Annotated in this window: 12 protein-coding genes and 1 pseudogene; 12 read left to right on the forward strand and 1 reads right to left on the reverse strand. The window is 49.9% G+C overall.

What is annotated here, in order from left to right; genetic code table 11:
* Window positions 1-200: 200 nt before the first annotated feature.
* Window positions 201-689 (reverse strand): hypothetical protein, encoded by a 489-nt coding sequence (locus EDC14_RS07120; protein WP_132013578.1) that lies wholly within the window; start codon window positions 687-689, stop codon window positions 201-203.
* A 257-nt stretch (window positions 690-946) separates the two neighbouring features.
* Here EDC14_RS07120 and EDC14_RS07125 point away from each other — a divergent pair, with 257 nt between their 5' ends.
* From EDC14_RS07125 to EDC14_RS07175, 12 genes and pseudogenes are all read left to right on the forward strand, one after another.
* A complete protein-coding gene (locus EDC14_RS07125) occupies window positions 947-1,621 on the forward strand; it encodes a helix-turn-helix transcriptional regulator (RefSeq protein WP_424337401.1) in 675 nt (224 codons plus the stop codon).
* Window positions 1,622-1,681: 60 nt separating this feature from the next.
* On the forward strand, window positions 1,682-3,166 hold the full coding sequence (locus tag EDC14_RS07130) for an ABC transporter substrate-binding protein (RefSeq protein ID WP_165907864.1): 1,485 nt from the start codon (window positions 1,682-1,684) through the stop codon (window positions 3,164-3,166).
* Between the two features lie 100 nt (window positions 3,167-3,266).
* The gene (locus tag EDC14_RS07135) at window positions 3,267-4,442 is read left to right on the forward strand and encodes an enolase C-terminal domain-like protein (protein WP_424337402.1); all 1,176 of its coding nucleotides are present in this window, start codon (window positions 3,267-3,269) and stop codon (window positions 4,440-4,442) included.
* A 90-nt stretch (window positions 4,443-4,532) separates the two neighbouring features.
* Window positions 4,533-4,736: pseudogene (locus EDC14_RS27220) on the forward strand (ABC transporter permease); the annotation flags it as partial.
* 108 nt (window positions 4,737-4,844) lie between these two features.
* The gene (locus EDC14_RS07140) at window positions 4,845-5,450 is read left to right on the forward strand and encodes an ABC transporter permease (RefSeq protein WP_243662847.1); all 606 of its coding nucleotides are present in this window, start codon (window positions 4,845-4,847) and stop codon (window positions 5,448-5,450) included.
* An 18-nt stretch (window positions 5,451-5,468) separates the two neighbouring features.
* Complete coding sequence (locus tag EDC14_RS07145; protein ID WP_132013581.1) at window positions 5,469-6,317, forward strand: ABC transporter permease; 849 nt, start codon at window positions 5,469-5,471, stop codon at window positions 6,315-6,317.
* Window positions 6,318-6,329: 12 nt separating this feature from the next.
* Window positions 6,330-7,583 (forward strand): threonine synthase, encoded by a 1,254-nt coding sequence (locus EDC14_RS07150; RefSeq protein ID WP_132013582.1) that lies wholly within the window; start codon window positions 6,330-6,332, stop codon window positions 7,581-7,583.
* Between the two features lie 31 nt (window positions 7,584-7,614).
* Window positions 7,615-8,586, forward strand: a complete 972-nt coding sequence (locus EDC14_RS07155; RefSeq protein WP_132013583.1) for an ABC transporter ATP-binding protein — start codon at window positions 7,615-7,617, stop codon at window positions 8,584-8,586.
* Window positions 8,587-8,608: 22 nt separating this feature from the next.
* Window positions 8,609-8,857, forward strand: a complete 249-nt coding sequence (locus EDC14_RS07160) for a hypothetical protein (protein WP_132013584.1) — start codon at window positions 8,609-8,611, stop codon at window positions 8,855-8,857.
* A gap of 136 nt (window positions 8,858-8,993) precedes the next feature.
* A complete protein-coding gene (locus EDC14_RS07165; protein WP_132013585.1) occupies window positions 8,994-9,959 on the forward strand; it encodes an ABC transporter ATP-binding protein in 966 nt (321 codons plus the stop codon).
* A gap of 27 nt (window positions 9,960-9,986) precedes the next feature.
* The gene (locus EDC14_RS07170) at window positions 9,987-11,090 is read left to right on the forward strand and encodes an amidohydrolase/deacetylase family metallohydrolase (RefSeq protein WP_132013586.1); all 1,104 of its coding nucleotides are present in this window, start codon (window positions 9,987-9,989) and stop codon (window positions 11,088-11,090) included.
* A 95-nt stretch (window positions 11,091-11,185) separates the two neighbouring features.
* Entirely contained in the window at window positions 11,186-12,337 is a 1,152-nt protein-coding gene (locus EDC14_RS07175; RefSeq protein ID WP_132013587.1) for a M20 family metallopeptidase, read from the forward strand.
* The last annotated feature ends 15 nt before the right edge of the window (window positions 12,338-12,352 follow it).

Below are 12,352 nucleotides of genomic sequence, written 5' to 3' on the forward strand. Positions count from 1 at the left end.
GCCTGATAGAGAGAACCCTTGACCAAAAGCGGGCGGGTTCGCGCTACGAGGTGGAAACCGAAGCGGCCCACTGCAAAATCCTGTCCCGAATCCCCTAATCCCGGCAATCCGCGCCATCCGGTTTGCTGTCGAAAATCCCCGCTCTGTCGCAGATGATGAATGTTTCATGATTCCCGATCACCTTCCCGGGGGAAATATCGCTATTTTGTAGTGAAAAGAACCGTGGCGGTAACCGCCGGAGATGCTTTTCCAACCCAAAATTCATCTTCTGTCGCAAAACGAACTACGGCGATGATTGCCGTAGTTCGTTTTGTAGCAGAATATTGATGTTTGATTACGGAATGATCTCCGGCAACCACTGCCGGAGTTGTTTCTGTCCCGGAATGAACTGCGGCGCTGACCGCCACAGTCGATTCGCGAACAAAATCGACGATGGCAATCGTCGCTGGGGTTGTTTTGGGAAAACAAAAAAGAACCGCCGGTTTCGATTCAGGTTGTCTCAAAACGCCAAGCGAACCCGGAGTTTTATTGATGGAGGCGATGGGTCCCGAATTCAATGAAACGGGATGCTTTTTGGGGCATTTTATCATCTCTGGACATTCATTTTTATCTATCGAAGAAACGTATGTCCGGCAAGGGCTTCCTGTTGCAATCCAATAGTCATGTAGAAGATTGGCGCTTATCTCCAATCTTTTATTCTAATGATCCGGCTTGCTCTGATTGTTATAAACCGTCGTTCGTGTATCTTGACAATGTGCAATTGATGTTAGATAACTTGCGACGAATCGCTGGGTTTTTGGCTTTTAATGTCAGCTAGTTGTAATTTATATTGGATATTTTGTGAAAAAGCGGTTGACATTTAGTTAAAATGGTATATAGTATAAGTAGAAACAAAAAAATATTTTTTTTACATGAAAAAAAGTTTGCTAAAGAAGGATGTGATGCTTTGGAACGAATCGCAGATGAGATGGATCTCTTGACAGCCATCGTAAAAGCAATCGTCGCGCAATGGGGAGAAAAATGCGAAGTTGTACTGCATGATTGGTCGGCGGGATATGACAAGACCATTGTCGCAATTGAAGGGAATGTCACAGGCAGAAAAGTCGGGGATTGCGGTAGCAATTTGGGTCTCGAGGTCATGCGCGGAACGGTGGAGAACGGCGATATTTACAATTACATCACCCAGACCAAAGACGGGAAAATTCTTCGCTCATCCACAGTATATATCAAAAACAAAGAAAATAAGCCTATCGGGGCACTGTGCATGAATTTTGATATCTCGGACATCATCGCCGCCAAAAAAACCATGGAATCCTTGACGATGACTTACGGTGCCACCTCGGAGTATTTTGCTACCGACGTAAACGATCTTTTGGATTTTTTGATTCAAGAAAGCATCAAGCTGGTTGGAAAACCGGTATCGTACATGACCAAGGAAGATAAGCTGAAAGCTCTGGATTATCTCGACGAAAAAGGAGCGTTTCTGATTACCAAGTCAGGCAATAAGATCTGTCAATTCTTCGATATTTCAAAGTATACGCTTTATAACTATTTGGATGAAATCAGGATTGCCAAGGAGAAAAAACCCGAGCCCACCGAGGCTGGGGAAAGGGTGGTTTGACCATCCCATAAAACTAAATTTAAGGAGGAAAATGAAATGAAACAAAAACGAATCTGTTTCGTGCTGGCATTGGCGTTCATCGTCGTAATGCTCGCGGGCTATGGCGTCAATTCCTTAGCCGCATCCAAGAAGAACACGCTGGTCGTCGCCCAAACTATTGATGCCTCTACCCTTGATCCGCAAAAGCAAGGTAAAATGCCGGACATGAATATTTTAATCAACATATTTGACACCCTGGTAACCAGAGATGCCAAGGGACGGCTCGCTCCGGCGCTGGCTACCGAATGGAAAGCTATCAATAATGTTACATGGCAGTTTAAGCTCCGCAAGGGAGTAAAGTTCCATGACGGAGAAGAATTTGATGCCGCGGCCGTAAAGTTCTCGATCGACCGTTTGCTTGATCCGAAAACAGTTTCTCCCATTGCCGAATTGCGGAATGTTAAAGAAACAGTGGTCGTTGATAAGTATACTGTCAATATTGTGACGAATGAACCCGATCCCATCCTCCCCAACAAAACCGTCCTTTTTGGCGGAGTCATTATGCCCCCGAAATATGTAAAGGAAAAGGGGGATGACTTTGTCGCCAAGAATCCGGTGGGCACCGGGCCGTACAAATTTGTCTCCTGGCAGAAAGATCATCAAGTGGTAATGGAAGCCAATAAGGATTATTGGCGAGGCGCTCCTAAGTTCGACCGCTTAATCTTTAAAACGATTCCGAGTATGGCGGATACAGTGGCAGCCTTAAAAGCGGGCGAGGTTGATTTTGTAATCGGATTGACGGCCGATGCCGCCAATAGTTTGGCAAATGACAATAATATCAAGATTTTATCCGCGCCGTGGATTCGCACTTACTATGTCAGCCTTAATGCGACAGTGAAGCCTTTAAATGATCCGCGGGTCCGGCAGGCATTGAACTATGCTGTGAATACGCAGGGAATCATCAAAAATATCCTGGGTGGAAAAGCCAAAAGAGTTGCGACCCTGGTTCCCAGTCAGAATTTTGGCTATGACGCATCGGTAAAACCCTATCCCTATAGCCCTGCCAAAGCCAAGAAACTTTTAGCTCAAGCGGGATATCCCAATGGATTCACGGTAACTTTTGACGCGGATAACTTATTTTTAACGGAGATCCAAGCCATTGCAGCCCAACTTGAACAGGTCGGCGTCAAGGTGAAACTGAACGTTATGGATAATAAAACGATGGTCTCCAAGATGCAAGCGAAAACAGTATCCGAAATGTACTTTATCGGTAACACGGGCTGGACTCTTGACGCAATGTCCAATTTTCAGTCCTATGTTAAGAGTGATCGCAGGTATGCCCGGCTGAAAAACTCCAAACTTGATGAATTGGTGGATGTTGAGGAAACCACGATTGATCCTGCCAAGCGAAAAGCGGCGATGGCGGAGATCCAAAAAATCCTCAAGGACGAAGCCTATTTCATCTATCTCTGGCAACTGGATAACATCTGCGCCATGAATTCAAAAATCAGTTATACACCCAATGTGCTGGGAGTTCTTTGGATGTTCCCGGCAAAGAATAAATAAGATATTTTGTAAACGTTCGCATATTGAAGAGGAGTTGAGGATTCATACTCCTCTTCAATATATACGGCATTGATTGGGGGAGGGCTTACTCATCATTACGATTCGCGACGTGAGAGCGATCTGCACTGCTCCGGCCGGTACTAATTTAGTGGTGGTGAAGGTTGAAACCGATGAGCCGGAGTTGTACGGGCTGGGTTGTGCAACGTTTACCTATCGCCATCTAGCGGTAAGCTGCGTGGTAGAAGAGTATCTTAAGCCGCTGCTGGTCGGACGCGGCGTGGCAGATATTGAAGATCTTTGGCATCTAATGAATTGCAATGCTTATTGGCGCAATGGACCGATTGGCAATAATGCCATTTCAGGGGTTGATATGGCGCTTTGGGATATCAAAGGCAAGCTGGCCAAGATGCCGGTATATAGCTTGCTTGGCGGTAAAGCGCGCCAAGCGGTTATGGCTTATGTTCATGTTTACGGGGAAACCCTGCCGGAGATCGTCGACAACATCTTGCAAGGTTTGGCCGAAGGAATCCGCTGTTTTCGAATCCATTGGGGCAACACCAGTAAATTGTATGAAAGCGCCGGGAAATTGGCGGGCGTTTACTTTGATCCTGATTTTTACATGCGCCAAACTCTGGAGCTGTTTTCCTATGTAAGAGATAAAGTCGGTTATGAGGTGAAGCTTTGCCATGATGTCCACGAGCGGCTCGCTCCCATTGAGGCAATTCGATTTGCCAAAGAACTGGAACCGTTCCGCTTGTTCTTTCTTGAAGACGCGTTGTCTCCGGAGCAGAGCGAATGGTATGGCGTGATGCGGCAGCAGACTACGACGCCGATTGCCATTGGGGAGCTGTTCAACAATCCGAAAGAATGGACTCAGCTGATCACCAGTAGAAGCATTGATTTCATCAGAGCTCATCCGAGCCAGCTGGGAGGAGTGACTCCAACCCGAAAACTGGCAATTTTGGCCGAACAATTCGGAGTCCGAACGGCTTGGCACGGACCGGAGGATATATCGCCGGTGGGACATGCCGCCAATATCCATCTCGATCTGGCTTCTCATAATTTTGGGATTCAAGAATGGCGCGGAATCGATGCTGCGGTTGCCGAGGTTTTTCCCGGCAGTCCCACCCTGCGGGACGGTTGTCTACAATTGAATGAGCAGCCGGGATGGGGAGTGGACATCGACGAGCGGCATGCCAAGAAATTCCCCTGTACCCATTCAACTACGCTCTGGACCCAAAAGCGTATTTTGGATGGCACCCTTATTTATCCGTGAAACGATGAATGGCAATCATTTTGATTCCCATCATGATGCCCTTGTTGATGTGGCGGTTTAAGCAATTCTTTTCAAATGGGAGAGAATAAGATGCTCAAATACATTTTAAAAAGGCTGTTTTATGCCATATTCGTGCTGCTTGGCGTGGCAACGATCGTGTTTTTTTTAACCAGGATGACGGGTGATCCCGTGGCCATTATGCTTCCTCCCGATGCCGGGCAAGACCAAATCAGAGAACTTCGGGCCACATTGGGCTTGGATCAACCCTTAATTGTCCAATATTTGATTTACCTAAAGGATCTGTTGCATTTTGATTTTGGGCGATCCTTACGGTATTTTGAACCCGCCTCAAACCTATTATTAGAGAAATTGCCGGCTACATTAAAATTAGCCGGAGCGGCCATGTTGATATCCCTATGTATTGCAATTCCAGCCGGAGTCCTTGCGGCTCTTAAAAAAGGTTCTGCCATCGACCAGGGGATCATGGTCATTGTAATGGCCGGTCAATCCATGCCGGTATTTTGGGTCGGTATTTTGCTGATTATGCTATTTTCGATTCAACTCCGGTGGTTGCCCACCGGCGGGTACGGCGGGGTCCGGTACATCATCATGCCCGCAATCGCTTTAGGCTTTAATTTAATGACCCTCACCACCCGGTTGCTCCGGTCGTCGTTGATTGAGGTTATGGAGACCGATTATATTCGCACTGCCAGAGCAAAAGGGTTGAAATCCAAGGCAGTCATCATGAAGCATGCGCTTCGGAATAGCTTGTTGCCTGTAGTAACCGTGGTGGGATTGCAAATGGGAGCATTGCTGGGAGGATCGGTCGTGACGGAAACGGTGTTTGCCTGGCCGGGAGTCGGACAGATGCTGGTTCAGGCGATTCAATACCGCGATTTCCCTTTGGTCCAGGCGACCATTATTACGTTGGCCGGAGGATTCGTACTCATCAATTTGGTGGTCGACGTACTCTATGTGTTTATTGACCCGAGAATTCACTTAAAGTAAGGGAGAGGTTGACGCGCGATGGGCATCATCAAAAAAATCAGGAAATATATGGGGAGCTATATCGCATGGATAGCTTTGACCATTTTAGCGATATTTATCTTATTTTCATTGTTTGCCCCGCTATTAACGGCCTACAAGCCCAACGACCAGAACCTGATGGAACGTTTAAAGCCCCCGGCATGGGTGAACGGAGGAACGCTTCGTCACATTCTGGGTACTGATGAGCTTGGCAGGGATATCTATACCCGACTGGTTTACGGCAGCCGGACCTCGATGTCGGTCGGCGTTTTGGCGGCCTTATTGTCGGGGGGAATCGGTATTACCTTAGGCCTCCTGTCGGGATATTTTCCCAAAGCCGATGGGGTTATCATGCGGGTTGCCGATATTCAACTGGCATTTCCATCGATCCTGTTGGCGCTCTCGATTGTCGCGGTGTTAGGCGGCGGTTTTATGAAGCTTATCCTGGTGTTGGGGATTACGGCCTGGGTGTCCTATGCGCGGGTTATCCGGTCGGAAGTATTGAGTATTAAAACCTCCGATTATATCCTGGCCGCCCAGACTGTCGGGGTCGGGGAAACCAGAATCATGGTCAAACATATCTTTCCCAATATCATTGCCCGGGCGGTAACGATTTCAACCTTTCAAGTGGCTACGGCCATTATTGCCGAATCGTCCCTAAGCTTCTTGGGGCTCGGGATTCCGCCCACCATCCCGACCTGGGGAAACATGCTTTACGCCGGGCAATTGTATATGAATAGCGCCTGGTGGATCTCATTGTTCCCGGGGATCTGTATCATGCTGGTGGTGTTATCGATTAATCTGTTAGGAGACGTGCTCCGGGATTATCTTGCGCCAAAATCACGATGAGAGAGTGTGAAGATGATGGACGGTTATGCGATTGGCTTGGTATGCGATAAATGTCAAAAAGATTACGATATCCGGCAGGCTGTAAATACCTGTCCTTCCTGCGGCGGCTTGCTGGAAACAGTATACGACCTGCCGCGGCTGAAGAAAGAGATCGTATTTTCAAAGTTGCAAACAACCGGCAACACCATGTGGCGATATAAAGATTTTTTCCCCTATATTGAGGAGAAAAATATCGTGTCCCTGGGCGAGGGTTGCACTCCTTTAGTTAAGTCGATCTACCTGAGCCGCGAATTGGGCATGGAAAACATCTATTTCAAAAACGATACGATGATGCCGACAGGTAGTTTTAAAGATCGGGGCTTTAGTTTGGCGATTAGTTTTGCCAAAGATATTGGGGTAAAAAAGGGGTTCACGTATAGCTCGGGAAATGCCGGGGCTTCATTCTCCGCCTATTCGTCGAGGGGCGGGTTTCATGCGCTGGTACTGGTCGAATATTTGGCTAGTGATACCAAGAAGGCCATGATCAAGCTTTATGGAGCCCAAACGGCTATCCTGGACTTTGAAAACTTCGGTCAGATCAGCGTAATGTTGGAAAAAGCGGTCAGCCAGTTAGGCTTATACCAGTTTGTGAACTTTATCAATCCCATCCGGCATGAGGCCATGAAGACGTATGCTTATGAGATTTTTGATCAATTGGGAGGTCTGGTTCCGGACTACATGTTTCATCCGGTGGGAACCGGCGGCGGTTTATGGGGAGCGTGGAAAGGCTATAACGAACTCAAAGCGTTGGGCCTCACCGATCAATTGCCGAAGATGGTGGCGGTACAACCCGAAACTTCATGCCATTTGAAAAAAGCCTTTCAAAAAGGCGCCAGAGTGGCCGGTCAATATGGCGATCCCGCCAAAACCATCGCCCAAAGCATCGCCGCGGACAGTCCCATCCAGGGCGGAACCAGGGTATTGGATGCCATCTATCAATCGGGCGGCATGGCGCTCGGCGTCAGCGACCAAGAAATTTTAACGGCCATGCGCATATTGGGAAAGGAAGGCATCGGCGCCGAGCCATCATCGGCGGCGGCGGTGGCTGCTTTGATACAAGGGGTGAAAAACGGAACCGTGAGTCCCGATGCGACCGCGGTATGCGTGATTACGGGCACCGCCCTCAAACAGAGCCGGGCGGTTGAAATGGCGGCAGGCCAGCCTCAGCTGCAGGTCGACGCCGATATTGGGAGTCTGGCGAAGATCATTGACTCGTTACATATTTGAGCGTCGCACGCCGTTGAAAGGAGTCTCGCAAATGTCGGAAAAACTGTTGGCGATTAAGAATCTAAAGACGTACTTCGCACTGGATGAAGGGAAATGGGTGAAAGCCGTCGACGGAGTGGATCTCAGCGTGGAGAGCGGGAAAACGCTTTGTATCGTCGGCGAGTCCGGTTGCGGAAAGAGTATCACCTCGCTGTCCATCATGAATCTAATTCCCAAACCGCCCGGCAAGATCGTCGCCGGAGAGATCTTGTTTGAGGGCGTGGACCTGACCAAACTGAGCGAAGATGAAATGTCGGAGATCCGCGGGAACAAGATAGCGATGATCTTCCAAGAACCGATGACCTCGTTAAATCCGGTGCTGACGATCGGCGATCAAATCTCGGAAGTGCTTGTGCTGCACCGGAACATGCATAAGCAGCAGGCGCTGCAGGAAACGGTTCAAATGCTCCAAAAGGTCGGGATTCCCAGAGCTGACAAGATCGCGACGGAGTATCCCCACCGGCTGTCGGGCGGGATGCGCCAACGGGCGATGATTGCCATGGCCATGGTTTGTAATCCCAAACTGCTGATTGCCGATGAGCCCACCACCGCGTTGGACGTCACCATTCAAGCCCAGGTGCTTGATCTGATGCGCAAGATGAAAAGCGAGTTTGGAACGGCGGTCATCTTTATTACCCACGATTTGGGGGTGGTGTCGGAGATGGCCGATGACGTGGCCGTGATGTATGCCGGCCAGGTGGTCGAGACGGCATCGGTTGAGGAAATCTTCGACAATACCAGACATCCTTATACGAAAGCGTTGCTGGCGGCGATTCCTTTTGTGGATCAGGCAAAAGAAGTTTTATATTCCATTCCCGGCACGGTCCCCGATGCCGCCAATTACCCGCCGGGTTGCCGGTTCGCCGATCGCTGTCAGATTAGCGACGCCGGATGTATTCAACATGCGCCGGTATTGCGGGAGATCACCGCGGGGCATTATGTCCGGTGTCTAAAAGCGTTGTGAAAAACCCCGGCCGGAGGCGAGGGTGTTGAGAAGCAAGCCAGATCGATCTTTTGTGGATAAAGATCTGCCTTTTGTGAATCCAGATCGATCTTTTGTTAATAAAGATCTAACTTTTGTGGATCAAGATCGATCTTTTGTGAATAAAGATCTGCCCGCGATGATTCCAGATCGATCTTTTGTTAATAAAGATCTAACTTTTGTGGATCAAGATCGATCTTTTGTGAATAAAGATCTGTCCGCGATGATTCCAGATCGATCTTTTGTGGATTAAGATCTAACTTTTATGGATCAAGATCTTCCCGCTGTGAATCATGCGCTTCTTTTTGAACGGTTTGAACCTGCCCGGCAAACAAGTCGGGTTTGTCACAACGCTGCTAAAGGCTAATCGTAAGGAGATGGAAGGGATTATGGAAGAGAATATCCTAGAGCTTAAAAATATTAAAATGTATTTCCCCATCCAGTCGGGACTGCTCAAAAAGGTCGTCGGATATGTCAAGGCGGTCGATGATGTCTCCTTAACCATCCGAACCGGCGAGACATTGGGGATTGTGGGCGAATCGGGCTGCGGCAAATCCACCTTGGGCCGGGTTATCTTAAAAATTTACGATCCGACGTCCGGCCAGATCGTATTGAATGGAGCGGACATCACCCACAAAAAGGGCAAACAACTGAAAAGTCTGCGAAAAGAATGTCAGATGGTGTTTCAAGATCCCTTTGCCTCGCTCAACCCGAAAATGCGGGTGGGAGAGATCGTCGCCGAGCCGTTATGGGTCAATCATATCGTCGCCAAACCGGAGGCTTTTCAACGGGCTGAAGAGTTGCTGGTCAAGGTGGGCCTGCGCCCAAGCGACGCTCAGAAATTTCCGCATGAGTTTTCCGGCGGCCAAAAGCAACGGGTCGGCATTGCCAGAGCGCTGGCGCTGAATCCGCGGCTGATCGTGGCTGACGAGGCAGTATCGGCGCTCGATGTATCGATCCAGTCGCAAATCCTTAACCTCCTGAATGATTTGAAGAAAGAGTATAACCTGGCCTACATGTTCATCACCCATAATTTGGCGGTGGTCAAGCATATCAGCGACCGCATCGGCGTCATGTATTTGGGGAACCTGGTGGAACTGGCGGATAAGAAGGATATTTTCGAAAATCCGCTCCATCCGTACACCCAGGCGCTGTTATCGGCGGCGCCGGTCGTCGATAAGAAAAAGAGGAAAGCGCGGATATTGCTCACCGGAGACGTTCCAAACCCGGCCAATCCTCCGGCGGGATGCCCGTTTCATACCCGTTGCCCGCAATGCCTGGAGATTTGTAAAACCGAAAAACCGGTTCCCCAGGTACGCAGTAATCACCATCAAATCGCCTGCCATCTTTATTAAGCGGTTTTTGAGAAGGAGTTCTTTGCGATGATCGTCAAAGTAATCGACCCCGCCGGGAATAAGGTATTCCCGGCTGAATTAGTCAAAACGGAACAAGGTTACGATTTAAAGCCGGTGAACGAGGACGTCCGTCAAACCGAAATTCCTTATCTCAGCCCGGGCTGGATCGATTTCCATACCCATGTCTATCACGGCGTGACTTCGTTAGGCGTTAATCCCGATGCGATCGGGATCAACCGCGGGGTCCATTTATTAATCGATGCCGGGAGCGCGGGCGCGGAAACGGTGGAGGGGTTCATTCGCTATGTCGCGCCTTGTTATAAAACGAAAATCAAAGCTTTTTTGAATATCAGCACCATTGGCCTCACCACCATGCGGGAATATGCGGATATCCGCAATATTGACCCGGATAAAACTGCGGCAGCCATTGAAAGGTACCGCGATTTCCTGTGCGGCGTGAAGGTCCGGTCCAGCGGCATTATTGTCGAGGACAAGGGGCTGTTGCCGTTTAAGAACGCCATCCGTGCGGCCGAGAAGGCCGGGGTGCCGATCATGGTTCACATGGGCGAGACGCCCCCCGCCAATGCGGATAATCTGGCGCTGTTCCGCAAGGGCGATATCCTGTCCCATTGCTTTCACGGCAAAAACGAGCCGCTTTTCGGGCCGGACGGGGCGCCCATCCCGGAAATGGCCCAAGCGATGGAGCGGGGGATCGTTTTGGATGTTGCCCACGGAGCGGCCAGTATGGATCGGAATGTGGCCCGCCAGGTACTCCGGCGGGGTTACCGTGATTTCATCATCAGCACCGACCTGCATATCCGGAATGTCAACGGCCCGGTCTATTCACTGGCGCATACCATGACCAAATTCTTGGCGCTGGGAATGGACTTGCCGGAAGTCATCGCCGCGGTGACGTTCCGGCCGGCGCAAGCCTTGGGAATCAAGGATTGGTGCCGACTTGACCATCCAATACGCAGGGCTACTCTTTTTAGGGTCAGAGATCGCAAACCGGAGGATCCAATCTTGATGGACGCGATGAAAAACGTGATCGATGCCGAAAAAGCGATTGAACCGACTGGTTTGATTTATGAGGGTGAACTTGTAACGCTCCCCGCGCTACAAGAATCCTAGCATATCCAAAACTAGCTAAAGTCCAGGCAAATTGAATCACTCGTTTGCGTTAGCTGAGACTGTCGTGGCCGACGCACGGATTGGGAGTGGAATCATTGATTGATAAAGCAATGTCTGTGACTCAACTGACCGAGGAGTTAATCCGGATCGATTCGGCCACCCCGCCGGGGGATGTCGGCGGAGTCGTTCAAATCATCCGGCAATTCTCGAGCCTTAACGGCGCGGCGATCGAACTTCAAGAAGTTGAGCAGGGTAAAGAAAACTGTATTGTAACGTTTGATTTTGGCCCAGGAAAGACGCTGCTATTAAACAGCCATATGGATGTGAATAATCCTTCCGGCCAGCAATGGAGTTTCAATCCATTGCAGCCGTTCCAGAAAGATGGCAAACTATATGGCTTGGGCAGCTGCGACACCAAAGGTTCCTTGGCAGCGATGCTCATCGCCGTTCAACGCGTCATCGACAACCCGGTGAATGTCCGGGGCCGGTTGTTATTCACAACGGTCATGGGAGAGGAGGCGGGTGGAATCGGTGCCTTTCATATGGTGCAAAAAGGGATCGCCGCCGACGGGGCGGTAGTCGGTGAACCGACCGGACTCGAAATATGCACCGCGCATAAAGGGACTTATATCCGCAGGTTCGTTTTCAAGGGCAAGGCGGCCCATTCCGCCAATTCGCATCGGGGCATCAATGCGATTCATCATGCGGCCCGGTTTGCCGCTAGCTACAGTGAGCTGCAAACCGCGTTGGATCAGCATCCCCACCCGATTCTCGGTCCGGCCAATGCCAGTGTGACATTGATTGGCGGCGGCACCCGTCAAAATGCCATTCCGGAATCTTGTTTTGTGGTGTGCGACCGCAGACTGATTCCAGCCGAGGACAGCCATAAAGCCGATCGTGAAGTTGCGGCCATCCTCGAACGGTTAACACGGGATCTCCCGGAGTTGAATTGCAAGACCGTCGAAGTTTTGGCCTCAACCGTTCCGTCGCAAACCGCCACGGATCAGGAAATCGTCCAAGTGGCTTTAAAAGCGGCCAGCGAAGTCAGAGGCATTGAAAGTCAACCCCAAGGTTTTAATGCGGGATGCGATATGTCCAAGTTTGTGACGGTGGCGCATATTCCGACCGTAATCTGTGGCCCGGGCAGTTTGCAACAGGCCCATACACCGGATGAATTTGTGGAGATCGAACAGCTCCATCAAGCCGTTGCTGTTTATGAGCGAATTATCCGGGGCTTTCTCCGCTAAACCAAAGAAACAGGA

Origin of the sequence: Hydrogenispora ethanolica, from assembly GCF_004340685.1 — a bacterium.
Lineage (GTDB): Bacteria > Bacillota > UBA4882 > UBA8346 > UBA8346 > Hydrogenispora > Hydrogenispora ethanolica.

Excerpts from the sequence above, each read along its gene's own strand:
- EDC14_RS07155 (WP_132013583.1), top strand. The coding sequence starts at position 7,615 with ATGTCGGAAAAACTGTTGGCGATTAAGAATCTAAAGACGTACTTCGCA.
- EDC14_RS07165 (WP_132013585.1), top strand. The coding sequence starts at position 8,994 with ATGGAAGAGAATATCCTAGAGCTTAAAAATATTAAAATGTATTTCCCC.
- EDC14_RS07170 (WP_132013586.1), top strand. The coding sequence starts at position 9,987 with ATGATCGTCAAAGTAATCGACCCCGCCGGGAATAAGGTATTCCCGGCT.
- EDC14_RS07150 (WP_132013582.1), top strand. The coding sequence starts at position 6,330 with ATGATGGACGGTTATGCGATTGGCTTGGTATGCGATAAATGTCAAAAA.
- EDC14_RS07140 (WP_243662847.1), top strand. The coding sequence starts at position 4,845 with ATGTTGATATCCCTATGTATTGCAATTCCAGCCGGAGTCCTTGCGGCT.
- EDC14_RS07145 (WP_132013581.1), top strand. The coding sequence starts at position 5,469 with ATGGGCATCATCAAAAAAATCAGGAAATATATGGGGAGCTATATCGCA.